Annotated in this window: 24 protein-coding genes and 3 pseudogenes; 13 read left to right on the plus strand and 14 right to left on the minus strand. The window is 71.0% G+C overall.

What is annotated here, in order from left to right; translation table 11 throughout:
• Positions 1 to 285: pseudogene (locus AB0E67_RS29180) on the minus strand (hypothetical protein); the annotation flags it as partial.
• On the opposite strand from AB0E67_RS29180, the gene AB0E67_RS29185 reads away from it, so the two are divergent.
• Together AB0E67_RS29185 and AB0E67_RS29190 are read left to right on the plus strand one after the other, a co-directional pair.
• Positions 284 to 445, plus strand: a complete 162-nt coding sequence (locus AB0E67_RS29185) for an LPXTG cell wall anchor domain-containing protein (RefSeq protein ID WP_362032071.1) — start codon at positions 284 to 286, stop codon at positions 443 to 445. The pseudogene AB0E67_RS29180 and the gene AB0E67_RS29185 overlap by 2 nt on opposite strands.
• Positions 446 to 976: 531 nt before the next feature.
• Positions 977 to 1837, plus strand: a pseudogene (locus AB0E67_RS29190) (MFS transporter); the annotation flags it as partial.
• A 146-nt stretch (positions 1838 to 1983) separates the two neighbouring features.
• On the opposite strand, the gene AB0E67_RS29195 reads toward AB0E67_RS29190, so the two are convergent.
• The 4 genes from AB0E67_RS29195 to crcB (AB0E67_RS29210) all read right to left on the minus strand — a co-directional run bounded on the left by AB0E67_RS29195 (position 1984) and on the right by crcB (AB0E67_RS29210) (position 3951).
• Complete coding sequence (locus tag AB0E67_RS29195; RefSeq protein ID WP_362032110.1) at positions 1984 to 2544, minus strand: MarR family transcriptional regulator; 561 nt, start codon at positions 2542 to 2544, stop codon at positions 1984 to 1986.
• A gap of 191 nt (positions 2545 to 2735) precedes the next feature.
• Positions 2736 to 3110 carry a fluoride efflux transporter CrcB gene (gene crcB / locus AB0E67_RS29200; protein WP_362032073.1) on the minus strand — a complete coding sequence of 125 codons (375 nt, stop codon included), beginning with the start codon at positions 3108 to 3110 and terminating at the stop codon, positions 2736 to 2738.
• Positions 3107 to 3484: a DUF190 domain-containing protein gene (locus AB0E67_RS29205; protein WP_362032075.1), complete on the minus strand. Its 378-nt coding sequence runs from the start codon at positions 3482 to 3484 to the stop codon at positions 3107 to 3109. The genes crcB (AB0E67_RS29200) and AB0E67_RS29205 overlap by 4 nt, the downstream gene beginning before the upstream one ends.
• A complete protein-coding gene (crcB, locus tag AB0E67_RS29210) occupies positions 3481 to 3951 on the minus strand; it encodes a fluoride efflux transporter CrcB (protein WP_362032112.1) in 471 nt (156 codons plus the stop codon). Before crcB (AB0E67_RS29210) ends, AB0E67_RS29205 begins: the two co-directional genes overlap by 4 nt.
• A gap of 400 nt (positions 3952 to 4351) precedes the next feature.
• On the opposite strand from crcB (AB0E67_RS29210), the gene AB0E67_RS29215 reads away from it, so the two are divergent.
• A complete protein-coding gene (locus AB0E67_RS29215; RefSeq protein ID WP_362032077.1) occupies positions 4352 to 4930 on the plus strand; it encodes an inorganic diphosphatase in 579 nt (192 codons plus the stop codon).
• 143 nt (positions 4931 to 5073) lie between these two features.
• Positions 5074 to 5652 carry a histidine phosphatase family protein gene (locus tag AB0E67_RS29220; protein ID WP_362032079.1) on the plus strand — a complete coding sequence of 193 codons (579 nt, stop codon included), beginning with the start codon at positions 5074 to 5076 and terminating at the stop codon, positions 5650 to 5652.
• Positions 5653 to 5654: 2 nt separating this feature from the next.
• Here the strand turns inward: AB0E67_RS29220 and AB0E67_RS29225 are convergent, their stop codons facing one another.
• On the minus strand, positions 5655 to 6155 hold the full coding sequence (locus AB0E67_RS29225; protein WP_362032114.1) for an inorganic diphosphatase: 501 nt from the start codon (positions 6153 to 6155) through the stop codon (positions 5655 to 5657).
• 277 nt (positions 6156 to 6432) lie between these two features.
• A complete protein-coding gene (locus tag AB0E67_RS29230; protein ID WP_362032081.1) occupies positions 6433 to 6942 on the minus strand; it encodes a hypothetical protein in 510 nt (169 codons plus the stop codon).
• A gap of 158 nt (positions 6943 to 7100) precedes the next feature.
• On the opposite strand from AB0E67_RS29230, the gene AB0E67_RS29235 reads away from it, so the two are divergent.
• On the plus strand, positions 7101 to 7772 hold the full coding sequence (locus AB0E67_RS29235) for a hypothetical protein (protein ID WP_362032082.1): 672 nt from the start codon (positions 7101 to 7103) through the stop codon (positions 7770 to 7772).
• Positions 7773 to 7996: 224 nt separating this feature from the next.
• Here the strand turns inward: AB0E67_RS29235 and AB0E67_RS29240 are convergent, their stop codons facing one another.
• Positions 7997 to 9397 carry an FAD-dependent oxidoreductase gene (locus AB0E67_RS29240; protein WP_362032084.1) on the minus strand — a complete coding sequence of 467 codons (1401 nt, stop codon included), beginning with the start codon at positions 9395 to 9397 and terminating at the stop codon, positions 7997 to 7999.
• 313 nt (positions 9398 to 9710) lie between these two features.
• A pseudogene (locus AB0E67_RS29245) lies at positions 9711 to 10397 on the minus strand (rhomboid-like protein); the annotation flags it as partial.
• A 33-nt stretch (positions 10398 to 10430) separates the two neighbouring features.
• Between AB0E67_RS29245 and AB0E67_RS29250 the strand changes: the two are divergent.
• The 3 genes from AB0E67_RS29250 (at position 10431) to AB0E67_RS29260 (ending at position 12840) form a co-directional block, all read left to right on the plus strand.
• The gene (locus AB0E67_RS29250) at positions 10431 to 11435 is read left to right on the plus strand and encodes an aminoglycoside phosphotransferase family protein (protein WP_362032086.1); all 1005 of its coding nucleotides are present in this window, start codon (positions 10431 to 10433) and stop codon (positions 11433 to 11435) included.
• Positions 11436 to 11565: 130 nt separating this feature from the next.
• A complete protein-coding gene (locus AB0E67_RS29255) occupies positions 11566 to 12078 on the plus strand; it encodes a GNAT family N-acetyltransferase (protein ID WP_360111354.1) in 513 nt (170 codons plus the stop codon).
• An 84-nt stretch (positions 12079 to 12162) separates the two neighbouring features.
• Positions 12163 to 12840, plus strand: a complete 678-nt coding sequence (locus AB0E67_RS29260; RefSeq protein WP_362032088.1) for a pentapeptide repeat-containing protein — start codon at positions 12163 to 12165, stop codon at positions 12838 to 12840.
• 76 nt (positions 12841 to 12916) lie between these two features.
• Here the strand turns inward: AB0E67_RS29260 and AB0E67_RS29265 are convergent, their stop codons facing one another.
• Positions 12917 to 13414, minus strand: coding sequence for a hypothetical protein (locus AB0E67_RS29265; RefSeq protein WP_362032090.1), 498 nt, complete (start codon positions 13412 to 13414; stop codon positions 12917 to 12919).
• Positions 13415 to 13597: 183 nt separating this feature from the next.
• On the opposite strand from AB0E67_RS29265, the gene AB0E67_RS29270 reads away from it, so the two are divergent.
• Complete coding sequence (locus tag AB0E67_RS29270; protein ID WP_362032116.1) at positions 13598 to 14500, plus strand: hypothetical protein; 903 nt, start codon at positions 13598 to 13600, stop codon at positions 14498 to 14500.
• Between the two features lie 10 nt (positions 14501 to 14510).
• Here AB0E67_RS29270 and AB0E67_RS29275 read toward each other — a convergent pair whose 3' ends face one another.
• Positions 14511 to 15071, minus strand: coding sequence for a response regulator transcription factor (locus tag AB0E67_RS29275; protein ID WP_362032118.1), 561 nt, complete (start codon positions 15069 to 15071; stop codon positions 14511 to 14513).
• A gap of 266 nt (positions 15072 to 15337) precedes the next feature.
• On the opposite strand from AB0E67_RS29275, the gene AB0E67_RS29280 reads away from it, so the two are divergent.
• Entirely contained in the window at positions 15338 to 16750 is a 1413-nt protein-coding gene (locus AB0E67_RS29280) for a M1 family metallopeptidase (protein WP_362032120.1), read from the plus strand.
• Positions 16751 to 16838: 88 nt separating this feature from the next.
• Here the strand turns inward: AB0E67_RS29280 and AB0E67_RS29285 are convergent, their stop codons facing one another.
• Positions 16839 to 18419, minus strand: a complete 1581-nt coding sequence (locus tag AB0E67_RS29285) for a M4 family metallopeptidase (protein ID WP_362032092.1) — start codon at positions 18417 to 18419, stop codon at positions 16839 to 16841.
• A 377-nt stretch (positions 18420 to 18796) separates the two neighbouring features.
• Positions 18797 to 19372, minus strand: a complete 576-nt coding sequence (locus AB0E67_RS29290) for a TerD family protein (protein ID WP_351519458.1) — start codon at positions 19370 to 19372, stop codon at positions 18797 to 18799.
• A 310-nt stretch (positions 19373 to 19682) separates the two neighbouring features.
• On the opposite strand from AB0E67_RS29290, the gene arfB reads away from it, so the two are divergent.
• Complete coding sequence (arfB, locus tag AB0E67_RS29295; protein WP_362032094.1) at positions 19683 to 20117, plus strand: alternative ribosome rescue aminoacyl-tRNA hydrolase ArfB; 435 nt, start codon at positions 19683 to 19685, stop codon at positions 20115 to 20117.
• A gap of 230 nt (positions 20118 to 20347) precedes the next feature.
• Here the strand turns inward: arfB and AB0E67_RS29300 are convergent, their stop codons facing one another.
• Positions 20348 to 20854 carry a flavin reductase family protein gene (locus AB0E67_RS29300; protein ID WP_073789241.1) on the minus strand — a complete coding sequence of 169 codons (507 nt, stop codon included), beginning with the start codon at positions 20852 to 20854 and terminating at the stop codon, positions 20348 to 20350.
• A 526-nt stretch (positions 20855 to 21380) separates the two neighbouring features.
• Here AB0E67_RS29300 and cdgB point away from each other — a divergent pair.
• Together cdgB and AB0E67_RS29310 are read left to right on the plus strand one after the other, a co-directional pair.
• On the plus strand, positions 21381 to 23027 hold the full coding sequence (cdgB, locus tag AB0E67_RS29305; RefSeq protein ID WP_362032096.1) for a diguanylate cyclase CdgB: 1647 nt from the start codon (positions 21381 to 21383) through the stop codon (positions 23025 to 23027).
• A gap of 162 nt (positions 23028 to 23189) precedes the next feature.
• A complete protein-coding gene (locus AB0E67_RS29310) occupies positions 23190 to 24143 on the plus strand; it encodes a carbohydrate-binding protein (protein ID WP_362032098.1) in 954 nt (317 codons plus the stop codon).
• Positions 24144 to 24189: the final 46 nt, after the last annotated feature.

A 24189-nucleotide genomic window follows, 5' to 3' on the forward strand; every position in this document is an offset into this window, starting at 1 on the left:
TCCGGAGCCTTCCGCGACGGTGGAGCCTTCCGAGACGGCTTCCCCGTCCCCGACGGCGGAGCCTTCCGAGACGGGGGAGCCTTCCCCGACGGCTTCCCCGACTGAGACGGTGACGCCGGAGCCTTCCCCGTCGTCCTCGGTGTCGCCGACGCCGTCGTCGTCCCCGGAGCCGAGTTCGTCTCCGTCGCCGGATCCCTCCCCCTCGGGGTCGTCCCCGGACCCGGCCGAACCCGGGCCGGGACCGGACCCGGAGTCCCCGGTACCGCCGCAGTCGACGCCCGGCATGCCGCCAGTAGCGGGTGGCACGTCGGGGACGAAGCAGGGTGGATTCCTGGCCTCCACCGGAGCGGACATCATGGTTGCCGTCGGGCTCGCGCTCATCGCCCTGCTCAGCGGAGCGGCCCTGTTGATCGCCAGAAGGCGGATGGCGCGCGGCAAGTCCTGACGCGTGAACCGGGCGCAGGACGCCCGGGGCCTGATCGGCCCGGTGCGAGCGAGGTGAAAGTCGCCTTGCCCGCGCCGGGCCCTGGCGTTGGCAAGGGAAGGGCCAGTTCGGAGCGTGAATGCCTCGACCACTGGGAGGGCCGGCTGTGGACCTGCTGGTACCGCCGCGTCTCCCACGGCACCACCATGCCCATCTCTTCGCGGTCGGCTTGTCGAAGACGGCCCGCAGCTTGGGCTCGCTGTTGGGCAGACGCTTGTCGAAGACCTTCTTGTCAATCTGGCGGTGATGCTCGCCGACGGGGGCGAGGCGATCGCGTACCTGGCTCTGCTGGATCACGGGCTTCGGCTCAGCGGTCCGGTACACCCGCATCGCACACTCACGCAACTCCAGCGGGTACTTCCTCAAGGCAGGCATCAGCAGGGCTTCCCTCTGTGAGTCTCACCTGACCTGCTGTCACATCGCCCCGCATCTCGGGGGAACCTCACCGCCGCCTCCGCCTCCGCCGCCTCCGCCGCCTCCGCCGCCTCCGCCGTGTTCGTCGCGGTCCGTGATCCGGGATGGCTGTGGGCCGCCCGGCTGGGGCAGGGGGCCGCGGCCTCCGCGTTCTCTCCCGCCGCCTCCGTGATGGTCACCCGGCTGAATCCGCAGGCGAAGCACGGCCGCGCGTCCGGCTCCTACGGGTTCTTCAAGAGCATCGGCTACACCGCCGGCCCGCTCCTCGGCGGTGTCCTCGTCTGGACGGGAGGGCTGACGCCGCTGTTCTGCGTGCTGATGGTGCTGGCCGCCGCGGTCGTGGTGTGGGCCGCGCTCATGGTGCCCGCCGTGCCGCCGCTGCCCAAGGCCCGTCAGATCCTCCTGGGGCTGGCCCGGCGGCTGGCCGACGGTGTCTTCCTGCGGCCGGTCGCCGCGCTGGCCGCCGCGACCGCCGCCCTGTCGGTCGGCGTGGGGTTCCTGCCCCTTTCCGGTGCCGCCGACGGGCTGTCGCCCCTGGCCACCGGTGTCGCCGTCTCCGCCTTGGCGGCCTGCGCGGCCTTCGTCCAGCCCTGGGCCGGGCGGGCGCTGGACGACGGGCGGCTGACGGTGCGTTCCGGGACGGCCGCGGGGCTCCTGCTGACCGCGTGCGGACTCGCCGCCGCCCTGCTGTCGGGCGTGGCCGGGCTGCTGGCGGCCGCCGTTCTCATCGGGATCGGCACCGGCCTGATCACTCCGCTCGGCTTCGCCGCCCTCGCGGCCACCACCCCCGAGGAGTGGATGGGGCAGACCATGGGGGCTGCCGAACTCGGCCGGGAACTCGGCGACGCGGGAGGCCCGCTCCTGGTCGCCTCCATCGCCTCCATCACGGCGCTCACCTGGGGGTATGCCGCACTCGCCCTCCTGATCGGGATTCTTCCGCTCGCCCTGCGCGTCCGCCGTACACCTCGCCGACGCACTCCGCTGGGGAGGCAAACGGCGACGGCCGCGTCGACGGGCGGAAGGGGCACGCATTCGGCATGGTGGCCGTGCCGCGCGCCGCTTCGGGTGGTCCGCCCGGTAGGCCTTCAGTGCCCGGTGGGGCGAGCGGGAGCCTCGCCGTCGCCCGGTGCCGTCGGCGCGGGGCCGTCCGTGGACGGCGGCGGGGTTCCGTACGCCGGTGGGAGGTCCGCCCAGCCGAGCGGATGCGGGGCGTCCGCCTCCGGGCCCGGGGCGGAGGGTTCACCGGCTGCCTCGTTGAAGGCGGTCAGCGCGCCGACGAGGGCCGTGCGTCGGGCGGGGGCGAGGCGCGCGACGATCGTGGTGAGTTCACGGCGGCGCCGGGCGGTGACGTGCTCGACGGTGCGACGGCCCTCGTCGGTGAGCCGGAGCAGGGTCTCACGGCGGTTGCCGGGGTTGACCTGCCGGTCCGCGAGGCCGGAGACGATCAGTCGGTCGACCATGCGCATCGCGGTCGGGGGCGACACGCGCAACAGCTCCGCGAGCCTCACCAGTTTGGTCGCGCCGCGTGTCGACAGCACCACCAGCATCCGGAACTGTGCCAGGGTCACCCGCTCCTCGACCTCGGCGAGCGAGTTCGCCGCCACCGCGACCAGTACCCGTGACGCCGTGACGACCGCCCGGGTCACCGCGTCGACGTCGTCGACGTCGGAGGAATGGGTGGTGTCAGAGGTGTCAGAGGTGTCGGTGGTGTCGGTGGTGTTGGAGGTGTCGACGAGGGCGTCCACGGCGTCCACGTCCGCGGTTCCGGGCTCTCCTTGGGGCATGCCCCATTTCTACCGTTTCCATCGTTCGCTTCCGCTGCACCGCTCGGGCGTGGTCAGCCCCAGAGGGCGCGGGCGAGTGTCGCACCGGTGAACGCGGCTCCGAGTCCGACGGCCGTGCTCGCCAGGACGTTGACCGCCGCGTAGAAGCGGGCTCCGTCCTCGGCCAGGCGCAGCGTCTCGTACGAGAAGGTCGAGTACGTCGTCAGCGCCCCGCACAGGCCGGTGCCGAGCAGGAGCTGCGCCTCGGAGGAGGCGGCCCCGGCCGCGGCCGCGCCGGTGAGCAGTCCGAGGATCAGGCACCCGAAGATGTTGACGGTGAAGGTCCCCCATGGGAAGAGGCTGTCGTGCCGCGACTGGACCGCGCGGTCGGTGAGGTAGCGCAGTGGCGCTCCGACCATGGCACCCGCGATCACGAGCAGCCAGTTCACCGTTCCTCCTTGCCGTGGCGGGTCTTGTCGTGGCCCCTGCGATCGCGGCCGGTGTAGCGGATGACCTCGCAGTCGTCGAGGATGACCAGCCCCTGGGCGACGAGCTCGTCGAGCTGCGGCAGGAAGGCCCGGATCCGCTCCTCGGTGTCGACGATCACGACGGCGACCGGCAGGTCCTCGCTCAGCGACAGCAGCCGGACGGTGTGGATCAGGGAGGAGGCCCCGAACCCCTCGATGCCCCGGAAGACGGAGGCGCCAGCCAGCCCGGCCTCGCGGGCCCGGTGGACGATCTCGGTGTACACGGGCTTGTGGTGCCACATGTCCATCTCGCCGATGAACACGGTGACGCGCAGTGCGGAACCGGTGAGCCTCATGGCTGCCTCCACGTGATGACGCGGCGCGTCAGCGCGACCGCGAGCCATACGGCGGTCAGGGCGACGACCGGGGTGAGGGCCAGGTAGGCCAGGCCGGTGCGTGTCTCCCGGCCGTCCACCAGGCGCTGGATGTCGACGGCGTAGGTGGAGAAGGTGGTGAAGCCGCCGAGGACGCCGGTGCCGAAGAAGGGGCGTACGAGACGGTGGGCCGCCCAGACGTCGGTGATGACCACCATGAAGACCCCGATCACCGCACAGCCGACGGCGTTGACGGTCATGGTCGTCCACGGGAAGGCGCCGGTCGCCGTGGGCCACAGCAGCGAGGCCCCGTACCGCGCGGTCGCCCCCACGGCGCCGCCGACCGCCACGACGGCCACCACCGGGCCCTGTCGCGACAGCCGGGAGTCCTTGCGCCGACCGTCGGGTACGCGGAGGTCGACGTCGGGGTCGACGGGTTCGTTCAGCATCGGGGTCGGGGTCCGGGGATCTTCCATGCGTGTCTCCTACTCGCCGGGCACGGGAACGTTCGGTGCGCGTCGCAAGTAGGGACCGTTGGCGGCGGCGTCGCCGCGGTTCGGGTACGGCGGGTCCCACCGCCGTGCGGTGGGGCAGGAGACCGCGTGACTACGCGATCACCGCTGGGAACACCGCTCGGACCAGCCTACCGGGCGCCGCCGCGGTTCTCCTGCCGGGCCGCGGCACCGCCCGTACGGCTCGGCGCGGTGAGGGGGAGCGGTGGTTGTTCCGGCCGTACGGGCGCGGGACACTGGAATTCGCCTGGCGACGAGGCTTGCCGTGACCGCGCCGGTGCGGCGCGGGTGTCTGCCGTACGAGCCGGTCGTCCGGCGTCGCGGGAGGTGGGCAGCGGTGTCACGCATCACCGTCGAGGTCGAGTCGACCATCGGTTCGTCCATCGGTTCGTCCAGGGGTTCGTCCGGCGGTTCCTCTGCCGGTTCTTCTGTTGGTTCATCCAGCGGGTCCTTCGCCAGGTCCTCCGCCAGGTTCTCCCCGCCTGATGTCCCGGACGCGTCGGACGGGCCGGAAGCGAGTGGCGGTGCCGACGGCTGGCCCGTGGGCGAGGGACGCGTCGAGGACACCCTGGACCCGGACGGGCGGTCCGTACGGACCCTGGTCCTGATGCGGGAGCCGGCCCGGCCGGGCGACGAGGTGGCGGCCTGGCCGGTGGCGTTGCTGCATCTGAACGACGGACGTCATGACGTGGACGAAGTGCTGTGCGTCGCCGAGGCCGAGCCCTTCATCGACCTGGTCGATGCCACGGACTTGCGCCGCTGGCACGCGGAGCCCGACGTGTGGGCGACGGCGCTCGGCCGGCTGTCGCCCGGGACCGCGTACCGGGTGACGGGCTGCGGCAGCCGCGGGGAGGCCGACCAACTGGTGTCGGACGCGCGCCACGCCTATCTCCGGTTCACCGGATGTCTGGAGTGACCGGGGTGGCAGGGGTGGTAGATGTGCCCGAAGCGACTGAAGCGACTGAAGCGACTGAAGCGACTGAAGCGACTGAAGCGACTGAAGCGACTGAAGGGTCCGAGTTCGGTGCCGGGCCCGAAAGCGGTGGCGGTCGGCTGATCGTGCTGCGACATGCCAAGTCGGCCTGGCCGGACGGTGTCCCCGATCACGAACGGCCGCTCGCGGGCCGGGGCCGTCGTGATGCCCCGGCGGCGGGGCGCCGACTGTACGAGACGGGGTGCGTGCCCGACGTGGTCGTCTGCTCGACCGCCCGGCGCGCCCGGGAGACCTGGGATCTGGTCGCGACGGAGCTGTTCGCGTCCGGTTCGGGCGCGCCCGAACCGGACGTGGTGTACGAGCCGAGGGTGTACGCCGCGAGCGCGTCCGACCTTCTCCGCGTACTGCACGAGGTGCTCGACGACGTGCTCACGCGTGGCGGCCGTGACGGTCGCGGCGGCCCGGCGCCGGGCCGGACGGTGCTGCTGGTCGGGCACCAGCCCGGGGTGCAGGAACTCGTCCTGTCCCTCGCGGGCGGCGGCGACGAAGAGGCGCTCGCGCGGGCCCGTACCAAGTTCCCGACCGCCGCGTTCGCGGTACTGGCGCTGCCGGGTACCCGGGGCGGGGCCGGGCTCACGCCCGGCGCGGCGGTGCTCACCGACTTCGCCGTTCCCCGCGGCCCCGTCCCCGCAGTGCGGGGCTGATGTCACGTACGCCCCTCGGCCCCGGCGCGTCGGGCGCGTCCGCGTGACGCCTCGATCTCCGCGTACGCCGAGTCCCGTCCCTCCCAGTGGGAACCCTCGACGGACTTGCCTGGTTCGAGGTCCTTGTAGACCTCGAAGAAGTGGGTGATCTCCAGGGTGTCGAAACGGGGGATGTCGTCGATGTCCTGCACGGCGGCGTAGCGCGGATCGTGGGCCGGTACGCACAGCACTTTCTCGTCGGGGCCTTTCTCGTCCCTCATGACGTACATGCCGACGGCCCGGCACTCGATGGCACAGCCGGGGAACGTAGGGTCGCCGACCAGGACGAGCGCGTCGAGCGGATCGCCGTCGCGGCCCAGCGTTCCTTCGATGTAGCCGTAGTCCGCCGGGTACTTCGTGGATGTGAACAGCATCCGGTCCAGGCGGATGCGGTGCAGGGCGTGGTCCATCTCGTACTTGTTGCGGGATCCACGGGGGATCTCCACCGTCACGTCGAACTCCATGACCGCCTCCATGACCGCCTCCGGGCCGTGCCGGCCGCACCCGTACGGGGTGCGGCGGACGCGCGTCCCGTTCATCGTCGGTCGCCGTCCGGCTCCCGGCAGCGTGGCGGGGCCCCGGTACGCCCGATCAGGTCAACCCGGCAGGACCGGACGTGGGCGCCCCGCGTCCCGACGGGCACGGCAGCCGGCTCCCGCGGCACCCGGCTTCCACGGCCGTCGGCCGTCTTGGCGGCCGAGCCGGCATCGCCGAGCGGCCGTCGCGACGGAGCAGCCGCCGTCACGGCAGATCGGCGCGGCCCAGCCAGGCAGGCCGCACGGGCACCCCGTCCGCGTACCGTGCCACGTCCTCCTCCGCGGGATGCTCCGCACGCCGCCGCCTCGCGTCCTTTCGCGTGGCCGCGGGTGAAGGGGCGGGGGCGGGAGGTGTTTCGGCCTCGGGTTCGGCCTCGGGGTCAGGAGCCGGTTCCGGTTCCTGCGTCGGCTCGGGCTCCCGCGCCGGTTCGGGTTCGGGCGCGGCGCTGTCCTCCAGCAGCTCCGCCACCGTGAACCGGGTGCTGTACGACTGCCAGGTGCCGTCGATCACCAGGAGGAAACCGTCGTTCTTCCGGAAGAGTCGGCGCCGCTTCGGGTTCCAGGGGTGTGTCGGGGTGTGGACCCGGGCCCGCCGTTCCAGTTCCAGCAGGGCGTCCTCGCGGGTTCCCGCCATGTGTGCCAGCACGTATGTCTCGATGTGCTTGCGCTCCCCGCCGCCCACGGTGGTCTCCATGACCAGTCCCCAGGTCGTCATACGCCCCCCGTTCCCTTGCCTCTCCGCGTGCGAAGCACAGTCTTCCGCACCCGGGAACCACGGCGGACGTTTATGTCGTCCTTACGCGCGCGAGCCACTGCACGCGGGCATGACAAGCGCCGCGCGGGCTCGCCACGTACTCGAATCCAAGGAGCGGCATGACAGTCCACGGCATCACGCGATCCCTGAGCAGCGGAACGGAGGAGGACGTTCCCGTACGGCGGCGCGGTCCCCGCAGGGCTCTCCTGGACTGCTCGAAGGCGGCGTTGCTCGTCGCGCTCGTCCTGGGGGCCGGTACGGCATGCGGCAAGGAGGCCCTGGACGACGCGGCCTCGGGCGGCACCCGCAAGGCCAAGGACTGGAAGGTCGGCGACTGCGCCGGGCCCGACGCGAAGGAGTCGAAGGACGCCTACCAGGCCCTGGAGTGCGATGACCCGAAGGCGACGATCAAGGCCCTTGAGATCAAGGACGGCGCCATCTTCGCCGACTCGATCCAGTGCCCGGCCGGCACCGACGTGATCATCTCCGTGAAGATCTCCTTCGGTTCGAGCCAGAGCACCGGCGGCATCCCCAGCAAGACCGTCTGCGGCCGGAACCTGTCCGGCGACCACCCCGGTGACGCCGGGGCGGGCGGCGGCCAGCTGGTGAAGGGCGACTGCGTGAACGACCAGGCCAAGGAGGTGCCCTGTGGCAACGGGGGCGGCGGCGTGTTCAAGGTGCTCGCCCTGACGAAGACGGCCAAGGAATGTCCGTCCGGCACCGACAACCCCATCGAGCTGTTCCCGAGCCCCGGCCGTCCGTACGACGCGATCTGCACCAGCAAGGCCTGAGTTCCGCGCGTGACGAGGGCCCCGCGCGCCAAGGGCCCTCGGGGGGCTCCGGTGCGGGTCTGTTGAGGGCCTCCCTGTTGAGGGTCTGAGCTCGTCCTTTCCGGGGCCCTTTTCGAGGGCCGCCGTATCGAGGACGCACAGAGCGCGCAATGAGGGTGCGTCACGGGCATCCGCCACTTCGGTGGCGGATGCCCGTTCGTCCGTGTCCGCTCCTCTCCGGACGTTCAGTGCCGCCCGGCCAGTCGGTCCGCGGCCTTCGCGATGGGGTCGGTGCCGGGGCGGGGCGAGGTGAGTTCGCGGCGGTCGGCGGCGCGGTAGGCGGCGTACATGCCGTGGACGCCGAGCCAGCGGAAGGGCTCGGGCTCCCACTTGCGGACCTTGTGCCCCACCCAGGGCAGGGTGGTCAGTTCCGTGGGGCCCGACTGGCCGGAGTCCTGCTGGATCAGGTCGCGCAGGGTGCGGGCGGCGAGGTTGGTGGTGGCGACGCCGGAGCCGACGTAGCCGCCGGCCCAGCCCAGGCCCGTGGAACGGTCGAGGGTGACGGTGGCGCACCAGTCGCGGGGCACGCCGAGGACGCCGGACCAGGCGTGGTCGATGCGGGCGCCCGCGGCGACGGGGAAGAGCCGGACGAGGATGTCGCGGAGCGCCTCGATGGTGGCGGGCTGGGTGCGGCCGTCGTTGTCGGTGGCCGAGCCGTAGCGGTACGGGACGCCGCGTCCACCGAGCGCGATGCGGTCGTCGGCCGTGCGCTGGGCGTACATGTAGGCGTGGGCCATGTCGCCGAGGGTTTCGCGCCCCTCCCAGCCGATGGCGTCCCAGACGGACCGCGGAAGCGGCTCGGTGGCGATCATCGAGGAGTTCATGGGGAGCCAGGTGCGCTTGTGGCCCTTGAGGTTCGCGGTGAAGCCCTCGGTGCACCGCAGGACGTACGGGGCGCGGACGGTGCCGTACGGGGTACGGACGTGCTTGGGCTCGATGGTGGTGACGGGCGTCGACTCGTGGATGGTGACGCCGAGCGCCTCGACGGTCGCGGCCAGGCCCGTGACGAGCTTGACCGGGTGCAGCCGCGCGCCGTGCGGGGTCCAGGTGGACCCGACGGCTCCGGTGACGTTGACGCGCTCGGCGGTCTCGCGGGCGCCCCGCAGCACGCGGTCGGTCTCGCCGAAGGCGATCTCCACGGAGTGGAAGTCCTTGAGGCGGGCCAACTGGGCGGGTGTATACGCGACTTCGAGGACCCCGCCCTGATGGATGTCGGCGTCGATGTCCTCCTCGGCGGCGACGCGCACCACCTCGGCGACGGTGTCGTTCATCGCCTGCTGGAGCCGGACGGCCGCCTCGTGGCCGTGGAGCTTCGCGTAGCGGTCACGCCCGGCGATGCCGTTGTAGAGCCAGCCGCCGTTGCGTCCGGAGGCGCCGTAGCCGCAGAACTTGGCTTCGAGGACGGTGATGTTGAGGAAGGGGACGGCCTTCTTGAGGTAGTAGGCGGTCCAGAGTCCGGTGTACCCGCCGCCCACGATGCAGACATCGGCCGTGCTGTCGCCGGGGAGGGGTTCCCGGGCGATGGGGGTGCCCCGGTCCGCGTACCAGAAGGATATGCCGCCGTTGACGGTGCTGACGGTGCTCATGTTGTCCCTGCTGTCCCTGCTTCGTCCGGTGTGAAGGCTGTGGTGGTGGGGGGCTTTCCGGCTTGCGCCGGGGCGGACGTTACTGCGCCGGAGGGCTTCCCGTCCCGTGCGGGGACGGGTAGTCGGGCCGGTCGTGGGACTCATCGTTGGACTCGTCGTTGGATTCGTCGCTGGACCGGTTGGGCTGCTCGGACTGGTCGGAATGGCGGGGCTGGTTGCCCGACGGGTGGCGGGGCCGTTCGCGGCGCGGGCTCCGGGGCCGGGACCCGTCCCCGTCCTGGCTCTCATCCTGGCTCTCGTCCCGGGCCCGGCCCCGGGTCAGCGGATAGCAGGCCAGGCCGATGAGTACGGCGGTGAAGTGCCCGAGGTCGGTGAAGGTGCTGCGGCCACTCATGAGCGGGAGGCCGTAGAAGACGGCGACGGCGAAGAGATACACGTGCCGCCAGGGCGACGGAACCCGGTAGGTCAGGACGGCGACGACACCCGCGAGCGCGTAACTGACGCCGATGTCGAGCGTATTGGTGGCGGTCGGCGTCACGTACCCGTGCCTGATGGCCCAGGCCAGTACGCCTTCGCTGACGAGGGTGGCCAGGACGTGCGCCGCGGCGGTGACGGTGAGCCAGCGCAGGGTGCCGAGCCATCGTTCTGCGCGGGCGTGGAAGACGGTGTAGAGGACGGCGTACGGCGCCCACAGGCCGTTGTCGGTCCAGAAGGCACTGGCGATCAGTACCCGTACGGGGTCCTCGGAGAGTTCATGGAGGTTGGTGGACCGTCGGCGCAGGAAGGCCTCCTCGAAGTCCGGGGACATCTGATGGATGATCACGGTGGTGACGACGAGCGCGGTCAGCCATAGGTAGGTGCCGGGCGCGCTGCGGATCCACGGGCCGACGCCGTAGAGCCATGAGCCGACGCCGCGGGGCCGCGAACCGGCGGTGGTGCGCGGCCGGTCGGGTGGAGCGGGGCCCGGCCGACCGGGCGGGGCGGGGCTGCTGGGGGCCATATCCGATTGACGCACGGCTCTACGATCGTCCGCGTGATCGACATTCCGGACGCATTGATCGCCACCCAGTCCAAGTACAACGGGGAGACCGGGCGGGCTTTTCTCGCGGCGCTGCCGGGGAGGGCGGCCGAGTTCCTGGAACGGTGGGGGCTCCGGCCGGACGGCGCGGCTCTCCACGGGATGTGCGCGCTGGTGCTACCGGTGGTGCGTGAGGCGGACGGCCGGCCGGCGGCGCTGAAGCTCCAGCCGGTGGACGAGGAGACGGCGGGCGAGCCGGTCGCGCTGCGGGTGTGGGGCGAGGCGGGCGCGGGGGCCGTGGAACTGCTCGACCACGACCCGGCGACGGGGACGATGCTGCTGGAGCGGTTGGACAGCGGGCGTCCGCTGGCGGGAGTGGCGGACGAGCGGGAGGCGGTCCGCGTTCTGGCGGAGCTGCTGGCCCGGCTGTCGTCCGTACCGGCTCCGGCCGGATGCGGGCTGCGGCGGCTCGGGGACGTCGTGGCGCGGATGCTGGAGGAGGCACCGGGCGCGGTGGAGGCGTTGTCGGACGAGGCGGAGCGGCGGTTGCTGGCCGACTGCGCGGCGGCGGTGCGGGAGGTCGCGGGGGAGCCCGGGGACCGGGTGCTGCACTGGGACCTGCACTACGGGAACGTGCTGGCGGGTGGGGCGGCGGACTGTGGTGCGGCGCTCCAGGACCGGGAACGGGGCCCGGACCGGGAACCGGGGCGGGGCGGGTGGGGAGCTGTCGATCACCGCACGGCCGACGACCGCTGGGTGGCCATCGACCCGAAACCGCTGGTCGGCGATCCGGGGTTCGAGCTGCTTCCGGCGCTGGTCAACCGGTTCGACGCGGCGGCGGTGCGGTGGCGGTTCGATCTGATGACGGAGGCGCTGGGCCTCGACCGGGAGCGGGAACGGGCGCGCGCCTGGACGTTGGGGCGGCTCCTGCAGAACGGGTTGTGGGCCGTCTCGGACGGGGAGCGGCGGCTGGAACCGGAACAGGTCGAGATCGCCCGGTTGCTGCTGGGGCGGGGATGAGAGGGCGTGGACCGTCGGGTGCGGGGCACCGGGTGTGGGCCGGTGGCTGCGGACCTGCGGGGCGGTGACTTCGGGCGCGGACAATCGGGTTCGGACCGGCGTGGCGGTGACGTCCGGTGTGGGCCGTCGGGTGTGGTCCGGCACGCGTCGGTTCTACGCTGCCTCCATGATTCGTACCGCTACCCCCGCCGATGTCCCCGCCATCCACGCCATGATCCGTGAACTGGCCGACTACGAGAAGGCCCTGCACGAGGTGAAGGCCACCGAGGAGCAGCTGCGCGAGGCGCTGTTCGGCGAGCGCCCCGCCGCGTACGCACACATCGCCGAGTCGGACGACGACGGCGAGGTCGTCGGATTCGCGCTGTGGTTCCTGAACTTCTCCACCTGGCGCGGAGTGAACGGCATCTACCTGGAGGACCTGTACGTACGGCCGGAGCGGCGCGGCGGCGGGCACGGGAAAGCACTGCTCACGGAGCTGGCACGGATCTGCGTGGAGCGCGGCTACGAGCGTCTGGAGTGGGCGGTGCTGAACTGGAACGCCCCGTCCATCGCGTTCTACGAGTCGCTGGGGGCACGGCCGCAGGACGAGTGGACGGTGTACCGGCTGACGGACGAGGCGCTCGCGAAGCTCGGCGTCCGGTAGGACCCGACCGGCGCCCACCGGGGTACTCCCTGGCACTGGTGATTGTCACCGGTGATTGTCAGTGGTGTGGTCCACGATGGGGGCATGGCACGCAGCAGCAGGAAGAAGGACACCGTCGCGGCGGCCCGGCGGCCGGAGGTACGGCTGCCGCCGCTGGTTCCGTACGACGGGAAGGGCCTGGAGCCGGATGGGGACTACGACGGTCTGCGCTTCGACGGGACGGACCTCGCGGATGGGTCGGGGCCGGGCGCGCGGTTCATGGACTGTGCGCTGGACGGCTGCGCCCTGGACCGTACGGACCTGGTCAGGGCCCGCTTCATCGACTCGGTGCTGACGGGTGTCCGGGGGGTCGGCACCGACCTCGCGGAGGCGTCGTTGCGCGACGTGGAGATGACGGACGCCCGGCTCGGCGGGGTGCAGTTGCACGGTGCCGTGCTGGAACGGGTGCTGGTGCGCGGCGGGAAGATCGACTACCTGAATCTGCGGAAGGCACGGCTGAAGGACGTGGTGTTCGAGGGCTGTGTGCTGTCCGAGCCGGACTTCGGGGAGGCGCACCTGGTGCGGGTGGAGTTCCGCGACTGCGTGCTGAAGCGTGCCGACTTCAGTTCCGTACGGATGGAGTCGGTGGATCTGCGGACGGTCGCGGAACTGGACATCGCCAGGGGAGTGGAGCGGCTGTCGGGTGCGGTGATCAGCCCGGCCCAGCTGATGGAGTTGGCGCCTGCGTTCGCGGCGCAGATAGGGGTGCGCGTGGAGGCGTAGCGCGTGGACGTGTGTCCGCCACCGGGCCGGGCGTCCGACCCGGTCGGGCCGGGGCCGGGTCCGGCACAGGGGTGGGTCAGATGCGGGGGAAGCGGGCCTGGAGGTCCCAGATCGCGGGGTTGTCGGCGAGCCCTTCGTGCATGTCGGCGAGGTCCGCGATCAGGTCGTGCAGGAAGTCGCGGGCCTCCCGGCGCAGCAGCGCGTGGTTGAAAGTGAGCGGGGGTTCGTCACCGGGCATCCAGTCGGCCTCGACGTCCACCCAGCCGAAACGGCGCTCGAAGAGCATGCGGTCGGACGACTCGGTGAAATCCAGCTCGGCGAACTGCCGTTGGTGCGAACGGCTGCCGCGCGGGTCGCGGTCGAGCTGCTCCACGATGTCGCACAGGGCCCACGCGAAGTCGAGTACCGGCACCCATCCCCAGGCTGTGGACAGTTCACGGTCGACCTCGGTGTCGGCGAGATAGACGTCCCCGCAGAACAGGTCGTGCCGCAGGGCGTGGACGTCCGCGCGGCGGTAGTCGGTCTGCGGGGGGTCGGGGAAGCGTCGGGAGAGGGAGTAGCCGATGTCGAGCACGGTCCGATGGTGTCATGCCCGCACGGTCGTCAATGTCGCGGTACAGACTCGTCAATTTCGCAGTACGGATCCGTCAATTCCACAGTGCGGATTCGTCAATGTGGAGACGGTGAATGCCTTCGATCGGGTGATGCATGGGGAAATGGGATTTTGGCACATGCCGGGCGCATAGTTTTTTTGCGCATGGTCAGCTCACCTCATGAAGCGCAGCATCGGATTTTCCAGGAGAATCCGACGCTGTTCACCAGCGCTTTTCGCGCGCTGGGTGTCCCCTTTCCGGAACCGGTCGCCGTCTCCCTCATGGACACCGACCTGACCGAGCTGCGCCCCATCGAGCGTCACGTCGACACGCTGCTGCGGATCGACGTGGTCGGTGGCAGTTGCTACCTGCTGGCGATCGAGGCGCAGGGACGGAAGGACCCGGAGAAGCGGAGCAGCTGGGCGTATTACCTGGCCCACCTGTACGCGAAGTTCCGCTACCCGCCCGTGCTGCTCGTCGTCTGCCGGGACAAGGGTACGGCCGAGTGGGCGGCCGAACCGATCCGTATCGGTCTGGAGAAACACCCGAGCCTCGCGGTGTTCCCGCTGGTACTGGGCCCGCACAACGTGCCCGCCGTGACGGACGCCGCACGGGCCGCCGAGGACATTCCGATGGCTGTGTTCTCGGCGATCACGCACGGGAACGATCAGGACATCGCTGCCATACTGGAGGCTCTGGCCGTGGCGCTCAGGACCACGGACGCCGATGCTGCGGCGGTTTTCGCCGAATTCACCGAGGCCGGCCTGGGGGACACCCCGGCCCGCAAGATCTGGAGGGATTTGATGAGCACGAGTCTCAGCCACTTCCACGGCATCGTCGCCGAGAGTTTCCGCAAGGAGGGGCGCCAAGAAGGCCGTGAGGAGGGGCGCGAGGAGGGCGTCGCGAAGGAGCGGGCGCTGAGTGTGTTGCGGGTCTTGGACCATCGCGGTGTGGCTGTGGACGAGGCGGTTCGGGAGCGGATCGGTTCCTGTCGGGATCTGCGGGTGCTGGATGTCTGGGTCGACCGGGCGTTCACGGTGAAGACGACCGACGAACTCTTCGCGTGACGAGGCCGGGCTACGGCAGCAGCCGCTGCTCCTTCGCCATGGCCACGGCGCCCGCGCGGGTGTCGACGCCGAGTTTGTCGTAGATGCGGCCCAGGTGGGTCTTGACCGTGGCCTCGCTGATGAACAGCGCCCGCGCGATGTTCCGGTTGCCCAGGCCCTGGGAGAGCTGGGCCAGAATGTCGAGTTCGCGGTCGGTGAAGGCCGGCCGGGGCTCGCGCATCCGGGCCATGACGCGGCTGGCCACGGGCGGGGAGAGCGTGGTGCGGCCCTGGGCGGCCGAGCGGATCGCGGCGAACAGCTCCTCCGGGCGTTCGGCCTTCAGCAGATAGCCGGTGGCGCCCGCTCCGATGGCCCGGGTGATGTCGGCGTCCGTGTCGTACGTGGTGAGGACCAGCACGTGGACGCCCGTGGCGGAGATCCGGCGGGTGGCCTCCACCCCGTCGATGCCCTCGCCCAGGTCCATCAGGACGACGTCCGGGGTGATTTTCGCGGCCAGGGCGACGGCCTCCTCGCCGCTGCCCGCCTCGCCGACCACTTCGATGTCCGGTTCGCTGCCGAGGAGGGCGAGCAGCCCGGCGGGCGGACCGCCGACAGGAAGCCCCCACCGCCCCGGCGAGGGCCGGCGCTCGCCACTCCGGCGACGCCGCCGGTGTCCGTCACCCCGGCGGTCGGTCACCCCGTGCGTCCGCCCGGCACGCGCCTAGGATCGCGGGTGTGAAGCAGCGAATACCCGTACGTCGTACGGCGCGCGCACACCGCACCGCACGTCCGCGCCGCACAGCGCGCGGACGCCGTACGGGACCCATATGCCGCCCGGCACGTGCCGCCGCTCTCGCCCTGCTGGTTCTGGCGGCCTCCACCGCCTGCACCGGCATCGGCGGGGTCGACGGCACCCCCGGAGCCTCGGGCCTGCGCGATCCGTACTTCCCGAGGCTCGGCAACGGCGGCTACGACGTCACGCACTACGACCTCGTGCTCGATGTCGACCCGGGTGCCCACCGGCTGCGCGGCACCGCCACGATCACCGCGCGCGCCACCCAGGACCTCAGCGCCTTCAACCTGGACCTCGCCGGGCTCACCGTGCGGTCCGCCACCGTCGAGGGCCGCCCCGCCGCCGTCAACCGGGCCGGCCACGAGCTGACGCTGCGGCCCGACGCCGGGATCGGACACCGGCTCCGCAAGGGCAGGACCTTCCGCGCGGTCGTCCGCTACTCCGGCTCCCCGGAGATCCTCACCGACCCCGACCGGTCGGAGGAGGGCTGGCTCAGGACGTCGGGCGGGGCGGTCGCGCTCGGCGAGCCGACGGGTGCCATGGCCTGGTTCCCCGGCAACAACCACCCGAGCGACAAGGCGTCGTACGACATCGAGGTCACCGTCCCGGAGGGCCTGACCGCCGTCTCCAACGGCGAACTGGTTTCCCGTACCACCTCCCGCGCCGCCGCGGGTGGCGCCCAGGACGGATCCTCGGGCGGCACCAGCACGTACCACTGGCGCGTCGCGGAACCGATGGCCAGCTATCTCGCCACGCTCGCCGTCGGCCGCTTCGACACGAAGGCGTCGAGCACCCCGGACGGCACCAAGGTGTTCACCGCCGCCGACACGGCGGTCGCGGCCCGGAGCGCGGCGGTCCTGGCCCGCGTCCCCGAGGTCGTGGCGTGGGAGGCGGAGCGGTTCGGACCGTACCCCTTCTCCGCCACGGGCGCGATCGTCGGGCGGGACGGGGACGCCGGTTACGCGCTGGAGACCCAGAACCGGCCCTTCTTCCCGGGACCGCCGAGCGTCGGACTGCTGGTCCACGAGATGGCGCACCAGTGGTTCGGGAACTCCGTCACGCCGGCGAGCTGGCGGGACATGTGGCTCAACGAGGGCCTGGCGACGTACGCGCAATGGTTGTGGGAGGACGACAAGGAGGGCGAGCCGGTCGAGGACCGGTTCGAGGCCGCCTTCGACAACGACGACAACTGGGCCTTTCCGCCCGCCGAACCGCCGACGGCCGCGGACATCTCGCGGGCGCCGGTGTACGGACGCGGCGCGATGGTCATCCACCGGATCCGGGAGGCCGTCGGCGACGACGAGCGCTTCTTCGCGCTCGTGCGGGGCTGGACACGGGCCCACCGGCACGGCACCGCGTCGACCGCCGACTTCACCGCCTATGTGGACGCCTGTGCGGAGCGGGCGACCGGCAAGGACCTGACGGAGTTGTGGGGCACCTGGCTGTACGGGAAGAGCCGGCCCGCCCCGAAGGACTGACCGGCTCCCGTTCCGCACAGCTTCTCCGCGCAGTCCCCAGGCGGCCCGAGTGGCCCGGCAGGGCCCGGACGACCGGTGCGCGTCGGCGCTACTTCACGTTGACGCCGTCCCAGGCGGCGTCGACGGCCGCGAGTTCGGCGCTGTCCGCTCCGTACAGATCGGTCGCCGCCTTCTCGGTCGCCGTGCGGGCGCCCGCGTAGTCGGTGCTCGACGTCATGTACTGGGAGAGTGCCTTGTACCAGATCTGGACGGCCTTGTCCCGGCCGATGCCGGTGACGGTGGAGCCGTCGGCGGTCGGGGAGTCGTAGTCGACGCCGTTGATCGTCTTCGCACCGCTGCCCTCGGACAGCAGGTAGAAGAAGTGGTTGGCGACGCCGGAGGAGTAGTGGACGTCGAGGTCGCCGACGTTGCTGTCCCAGTAGTCCGCGGAGCCGCCGTCCTTGCTCGGCTTGTCCATGTAGCGCAGCGGGGTGCCGTCGCCGTTGATGTCGATCTTCTCGCCGATGAGGTAGTCGCCCACGTCGGTGCTGTTGTCGGCGGAGAACTCCACGGCGGTGCCGAGGATGTCGCTGGTCGCCTCGTTCAGGCCGCCGGACTCGCCGTAGTAGTCGAGGTTGGCGGTGGACGCGGTCAGGCCGTGGCTCATCTCGTGGCCGGCGACGTCGAGGGCGGTGAGCGCGCTCTTGTTGCCCGCGCCGTCGCCGTACGTCATGCAGAAGCAGCTGTCGTCCCAGAACGCGTTGACGTACTCGTTGCCGTAGTGGACGCGCGAGTACGCGGCCTTGCCGTCACCGGCGATGCCGTCGCGGCCGAACGCCGACTTGTAGAAGTCCCAGGTCTTCGCGGCACCGTAGGCGGCGTCGACGGCGGCGGTCTGGCGGTCGTTCCCGGTGCCGTCGCCCCAGGTGTCGTCGTCGTCCGTGACGAGCGAACCGGTGCCGCTCTCGCCCTGGTCGAGGTCGTACGTCTTGTGGCCCCCGCGGTCGCCGTCGGTCAGCTCGTAGCCGGAACCGGCCTGGGTGGTCGTCAGCTCGACCTTGCCGCTGTACTGGCTGTTGCCGACGCCGGTCTCGATCGACTCGTAGCGGCGCAGTTCCTTGCCGGTGGTCGCGTCGGTGATGACGTGCAGCCGGCTGGGCGTGCCGTCCTTCTGCGTCCCGTGCCGCACCGATTCGAAGGCGAGGACGGGCTTGCCGTCGCTCGCCCAGATGATCTTGCGGGCGCTCGCCGCGGTCCTGATCTTCGCGGTCGTCGACGGCACGGATATCCGGGCGCCGGTCGCCTTGGTGACGCCCTTGATCCTGCCGTCACGGGCGGTGTGGGTGATGAGGTCGCCGCCGAGGACGGGGAGCCCGGCGTAGGTGCGCTCGTAGCGGGTGTGGACGGTGCCGTCGGCGTCCTTGATCACATCACGCACGATCAGCTTCTCCTGAGCGCCGAGGCCGAGCGACTCGGCGGTCGAGGAGACGTCGGCCTGGGCCGACTTGATGGCGGCGGTGCGCTGGGAGGCGTTGTTCGCACCGAAGGGGACGGTGCTGCGAGTGGCGGAGGAGGCGCCGGTTCCCTGGTCGGGCGCGGCGTTCGCCGCTCCGGTCTGGACACCTACGACGACCATCGCGGCGACGGCGGCGAGAGCCGCGGCGCGACGGGTGTTCATGTGGGGGGTCATGCGTTCTCCGTTGCTCGTTCCGTGGGGGGTTACGAGCGGAGAGCGTGCCACCGAATGACCAAGATTGACGGTGTACTAACAAATACCTCACATTTTTTTGACCACCTCTTGTCCGTCTGGGGTGCGCTCGTGTCCGTTATTTGACGACTATTCAGCGTGGTTTGACGTCTTTTTGATTCACGCGGACGCGCGGCGCATCCACGTGCCGTGCGCGGGCGAGCGGCGCATGGGTGCGCGGCGCATCCGCGTTCCGTGCGCGGGTGAGCGGTCTACGGGCGTGTGGACGTTCGGTGTACGGCAGACGGGAGCCCCCGGCCGCGGACGAACGGCCGGGGGCTCCCGACGGGTACGAACCGGGTCCGCAGGACCCGGGTGCGTCAGATGTTGACGCCGAAGTCCTGGGCGATACCGGCCAGGCCCGAGGCGTAACCCTGGCCGACCGCGCGGAACTTCCACTCCGCGCCGTTGCGGTACAGCTCACCGAAGACCATGGCGGTCTCGGTGGCGGCGTCCTCGCTCAGGTCGTAGCGGGCGATCTCCGTGCCGCCGGCCTGGTTGACGATGCGGATGAACGCGTTGCGCACCTGGCCGAAGTTCTGGCTGCGGCTCTCGGCGTCGTAGATCGAGACCGGGAAGACGATCTTGTCGACGTCCGCCGGCAGGCCCGCCAGGTTGACGTTGATCTGCTCGTCGTCGCCCTCGCCCTGGCCCGTGACGTTGTCGCCGGTGTGGACGATGGTCTGGTCGGGGGTGGACTTGTTGTTGAAGAAGACGAAGTGGCTGTCGGAGACGACCTTGCCGGCCTGGTTGACCGCGATGGCCGAGGCGTCGAGGTCGAAGTCGGTGCCGGTGGTGGTGCGGACGTCCCAGCCGAGGCCGACGGTGACGGCGGTCAGGCCCGGGGCCTCCTTGGTGAGGGAGACGTTGCCGCCCTTGGACAGGCTTACAGCCATGGGAAGTCCCTTTCATCGTCGAGTGCGGGCTTCATGTCATCACGAAGCTACCGTCACTGGTCATAACGCGGACAAGGGACCACGAGGTTCCTGCTCCCTTTACTTTCTTTACCGAAGTCCCCCCGGTCGGCCCGGTCCGGTCGCCCCGGTCGGCCCTTCCGTCGGCCCTCACGCCGGACCGCCCCCGGTCGGCGCCGTCGTCGGCGCGTCCGTACGACAGGAGCCGGAACGGCCGTAGAGCCGTACGGCAGAAGACCCGGCACGGCCGTCCGGCAAAAGAAGGTGACGGACACCCGCCGGGGCGGGGAACATGGGTGTCATGTCCGGGCCCTATGTCATCCGCGGCTCGGTCTCCCTGCCGGAGGCCGAGCTCATGTGGCGTTTCTCGCGCTCCTCCGGCCCCGGCGGACAGCACGTCAACACCAGCGACTCCCAGGTGGAACTGCGTTTCGACCTCGCGGCGACCGAGGCGCTTCCCCAGGTGTGGAAGGAACGGGCGCTCCAGCGGCTGGAGAACAGGCTCGTGGGCGGGGTCGTCCTGGTGCGGGCGTCCGAGCACCGGTCCCAGTGGCGCAACAGGGAGACGGCTCTCGTGCGGCTCGCCTCCCTGCTGGCCGAGGCCACGGCGCCACCCCCCAAGCCGCGCCGCAGGACCAAGATCCCGCGTGGCATCAACGAGCGCCGACTGCGCGAGAAGAAGCAGCGCGGCGAGACGAAACGCGGCCGCTCCGGCCGCGACTGGTGACAGCCGCCGCGCGCATCGTGAGGGTCGGTGCCCGTACGGGCCGGCATGCGCGTACCGCGCCGCCTCAGAGCCTGTCGGGTGACCTCTGGCCGGGCGGCCACGCCCTGGTACGCACGCTTCCGGCGTTGCCGGGATGACCTGGTAGCGCCGCTTCCAGGACATCCCGGAGCCTTGGAATCGCACGCACCATACCGCGTCCGCTTTCCGGCCGAAGGTCACCCGACAGGCTCTCAGCCCAGGTGCCGGTACCGCCCCCGGAAGTACATCAGCGGCGATCCGTCCCCGCTGGGCAGGGCCGCGCTCAGCACCCGGCCGATCACCAGCGTGTGGTCGCCCGCCAGGACCCGCTGCTCGGTGCGGCACTCAAGGGTGGCCAGTGCGCCGCCGACCAGGGGCGCACCGGTGAACTCCCCTCTCCGGTAGGGGATGTCCTCGAACAGCAGCCGGTCGCTGATCCGGCCCCTCATCGCGAACCGCCCGGCGATGTGCCGCTGGCTCTCGGCGAGCACGGAGACCGCCCACAGCGGCTGTTCCGACAGCAGGTCGTCCATCCGCGAGTCGTTGCGCAGACTGACCATGACCAGCGGCGGGTTCAGCGACACCGACATGAAGGCGGTCGCCGTCATTCCGACGTCCTCGCCGATCCCGTTCTCGTCCAGCGGCGGTTCCTCGGCCGTGACCAGCACGACTCCGGCGGCCAGTCGGGACAGCGCGGCCCGGAACTCATCATTGCTCACCCCCTCAGCATGGGGGACGAGGTCCTGGTGAACGAGGTCCTGGGGGACGAGGCCCTGGGGATTGGGGCCGGAACGCGGGGCGGGGGACTCTGTCTGCAACACACCGGCACGCTATCCGCGGCCGGGGCGTGGCCGCATCGGGCCAGGGGACCAGCCTGGTCCTAGGACCCCCCTCCAGCCCCTTCGCCCCCCGCGGGCCCCGCCCTTAACGTGCACGGTTCCCGGCACTTCGCTCCGTCGGCCCCGGCCCTCGCCGCCCCACCGGCCCCGTACTGCAACGCCCGGATTTGCTTTCAAGAAAAGGACGGACCGCACCCGGCCGACATCCGGACCCCTTTACCATCTTTTGTGACTTGAGTCACAGAGAGCAATATTTGCTGACCCTGTGTACCGACGGCACAGCTCACTGTGATTCAGTGGCCGTGACACTTCATTAAGTAAGTCATCTAAGTGGGTCATCCAAGTACGTCATCAAGTACGCCGATATGAACATGGAGTGCTGTCGAGGTCTCGGGGAGTGCGAGCAATGGAGGCCGAGTCGGAGCCGTATGTCCGTCTAGCGACGCTGCGGCAGCTGCACCAGGCCGTGGCCGAGCTGAACACGGCGCGGAGCCTGGCCGACACCGTGCAGACCGTGGCCGACGGAATCGTCGGGGGTCTCGGATACGGACTGGCCTGTGTGAACCTGGTCCGGCCCGACGGAGACCTCGTCGTCGCCGCCTTCGCGGGCAACAGCGCCGCGGAGGCCCTGATCACCGGACGCATCGGTTCGCGCACCTCCTGGGAGCGCCGCCTGGCCATGGGCCAGGCGTGGGACGAGCTCCGCTTCATACCCCACACGGACGGCTGGGTGCTTCTCGACGACGACGTACCGCAGTGGCACACCGAGGGTCCCGAGCCCCGTTTCGAGGACGAGTGGCACCCCCAGGACCGCCTCTACGCGCCGATGTACGCCTCCGGCGGCGGACGCGACCTGCTGGGCGTCATATCCGTCGACCGCCCGCGCAATGGCCGCCGCCCCGGAGCCTGGGGGCGGGAGGCCCTCCAGATGTACGCCTCGCAGGCGGCCATTGCGATCAGTAACGCCCGGCTCAGAGCAAACATGCAGCGGGCCCTGGTCCGTCTGGAACGGGAGCAGCAGGCGCTGCGCGCCAGCGAGGAGTCCTTCCGCCAGGCGTTCGAGTACGCGCCCAGCGGCATGGCCATCGCCGAGATGGGCGGCGACCAGCACGGGCGGCTGCTGCGCACCAACGACGCCCTGTGCAGGCTGCTCGGCCGCCCCGCCTCCGTGCTCCGCCGCTACTCCTTCGCCGACCTCGTCCATCCCGAGGACATCGGCACCCTGCTGCGCACCTCCGCCGAGGGCGGCCGCGCCGAGCTGCGGCTGGGGCGGCGGGACGGCAGCTACCTCTGGGTGTCGCTGCGCAACTCCGTCGTCGCCGACACCACCGACGGACCGCGTTTCCTGCTCACCCATGTCGAGGACATCGAGGAGCGCAAGCGCCACGAACTGCATCTCGCGCACCGGGCCTCGCACGACGCCCTCACCGGCCTGCCGAACAGCGCGGAGCTGAGGTCCAGGCTCAGCTCGCGGCTCTGCGACCGCCCGAACGCGATCGCCGCCACCGCGATCGAGACGCTGGACGCGGCGTACGCCGACATCGACGCCGACCCGGACGCGCGGGCGCACGGCTACGACGTGGACGCGGGGCCCGACGGCCCGTACGACCACCATGTGCACGCCGTCGCCCCGGACACCGAGCAGGACGACGGGGCGAAGGGGATCGCGGTCCTCTTCTGCGACCTCGACGGCTTCAAGTCCATCAACGACCGCTTCGGGCACCACACCGGTGACGCGGTGCTGATCGAGGTCGCCCGCCGCCTCAGCACCGGCGTGCGCGACGGCGACACCGTCGCCCGTCTCGGCGGCGACGAGTTCGTCGTCCTGGCCGACGGGCTCGGGGCGGCGGACGCCGCGGATCTGGCCGTGCGCCTCCGCAACGCGATCATCCCGCCGATCCGGGTCGACGGGCGGGCGGTGCGGGTCGGGGCGAGCTTCGGCATCGGCTGGGCCGCCTGCGGCATGTCGGTCGAGGAGGTGCTGGCCTCCGCGGACCAGCGCATGTATGTGGAGAAGCGGTCCCGGTCGAAGGTCAACCGCCGGGCCGGTTGACGTACACGCGACGTTCACGCAGGTGGCGGGCCCTTGCTTCGAAGCGGTCACAGGACATGCGACGGCAATTCTTGGTGTGGCCCGTTCGGGGTAGGCTCGGCCGGTCGGCCACGGCTGGCGAGACACGGCGACGGCTGGCGAGATGGTGAGGAGTGACCAGGGATGACGGCCGGGAACAACGGCGCAAACACGCCCGAGGACGACGATCCGTTCGGCTACCTGTACCAGGACGGGCAGGCGTCGGGCGCGCAGTCGCCACGGCAGGGCGGCTACGGCTACCCCCCGGTGGCCCAGCCGGGTGTGCCCCGGACCTCGTACAACCAGGTGCGTGCCGTCGGTGAGCGCCAGTACGGGCAGCAGGTGCCGCCGCAGCAGCCGTACGGCGGGCCGAGCGCCCAGTACGCCGCCCCGGAGACCTACCCCGGCGGCGCCCCCGCCGGACACGCCCCGCAGCAGCCCGGCCGCATCGCCCCCGGCGGCTCCGGCAAGGGCGGCCCGAACACCAAGGGCCTGCTGATCGGCGCGGTCGCGGTGGTCCTGGTCGTGCTCGTCGGCATCGGCGCCATGCTGCTCACGAACCAGGACGACGACAAGGACCGGAAGAAGGACGAGGCCACCTCGTCCCAGGCCCCCTCCGATCAGGTCGAGGAGTCCCCGGAGCCCGAGCAGACCACCGGCGCCGAGGCCCCGGCCGAGCTGCCCAAGCAGGACGCGGCGACGCTGAAGCTCGGCGGCACGGCCCGGCTGGACAACAGCATCAAGGGCGCGAAGAGCGTCAACGGCCAGTACATCAACCTCAACGAGGTCGGCCGGTCGGCGACCTGGGAGGTCGAGGTGCCGGAGGCCGGCCCGTACACGCTGTTCGTGACGTACGGGGTGTCGGGCAAGGACGCCAAGACCTCGCTCACGATCAACTCCGAAGCCCCGCGCTCCATCAACATGGAGAACTTCTTGCACGCGCCGGAGGGCGACCCGGAGAAGGGCTGGACGACCACGTTCTCGTGGCTCCAACTCGACAAGGGTCAGAACACGATCACGATCTCGTGCAACGAGGGCGACCAGTGCGACGCCAATCTGGACCAGCTCTCGCTGAAGAACGGGCACGTGAAGGGCTGACCGTTCCGGGAACACGGACCGGCCCCCTCACCCACGGGTGAGAGGG

The sequence above is a fragment of the Streptomyces sp. NPDC032161 genome (genome assembly GCF_040636995.1).
Lineage (GTDB): Bacteria > Actinomycetota > Actinomycetes > Streptomycetales > Streptomycetaceae > Streptomyces.

Bases quoted from the DNA above. Each gene is read 5' to 3' on its own strand.
- AB0E67_RS29270 (WP_362032116.1), top strand. From the start codon at position 13,598: ATGGTCAGCTCACCTCATGAAGCGCAGCATCGGATTTTCCAGGAGAAT.
- crcB (WP_362032112.1), bottom strand. From the start codon at position 3,951: ATGCTGAACGAACCCGTCGACCCCGACGTCGACCTCCGCGTACCCGAC.
- cdgB (WP_362032096.1), top strand. From the start codon at position 21,381: ATGGAGGCCGAGTCGGAGCCGTATGTCCGTCTAGCGACGCTGCGGCAG.
- AB0E67_RS29225 (WP_362032114.1), bottom strand. From the start codon at position 6,155: ATGGAGTTCGACGTGACGGTGGAGATCCCCCGTGGATCCCGCAACAAG.
- AB0E67_RS29205 (WP_362032075.1), bottom strand. From the start codon at position 3,484: ATGAGGCTCACCGGTTCCGCACTGCGCGTCACCGTGTTCATCGGCGAG.
- AB0E67_RS29310 (WP_362032098.1), top strand. From the start codon at position 23,190: ATGACGGCCGGGAACAACGGCGCAAACACGCCCGAGGACGACGATCCG.
- AB0E67_RS29235 (WP_362032082.1), top strand. From the start codon at position 7,101: ATGACAGTCCACGGCATCACGCGATCCCTGAGCAGCGGAACGGAGGAG.
- AB0E67_RS29260 (WP_362032088.1), top strand. From the start codon at position 12,163: ATGGCACGCAGCAGCAGGAAGAAGGACACCGTCGCGGCGGCCCGGCGG.
- AB0E67_RS29230 (WP_362032081.1), bottom strand. From the start codon at position 6,942: ATGACGACCTGGGGACTGGTCATGGAGACCACCGTGGGCGGCGGGGAG.
- AB0E67_RS29185 (WP_362032071.1), top strand. From the start codon at position 284: ATGCCGCCAGTAGCGGGTGGCACGTCGGGGACGAAGCAGGGTGGATTC.
- AB0E67_RS29285 (WP_362032092.1), bottom strand. From the start codon at position 18,419: ATGACCCCCCACATGAACACCCGTCGCGCCGCGGCTCTCGCCGCCGTC.
- arfB (WP_362032094.1), top strand. From the start codon at position 19,683: ATGGGTGTCATGTCCGGGCCCTATGTCATCCGCGGCTCGGTCTCCCTG.
- AB0E67_RS29290 (WP_351519458.1), bottom strand. From the start codon at position 19,372: ATGGCTGTAAGCCTGTCCAAGGGCGGCAACGTCTCCCTCACCAAGGAG.
- AB0E67_RS29240 (WP_362032084.1), bottom strand. From the start codon at position 9,397: ATGAGCACCGTCAGCACCGTCAACGGCGGCATATCCTTCTGGTACGCG.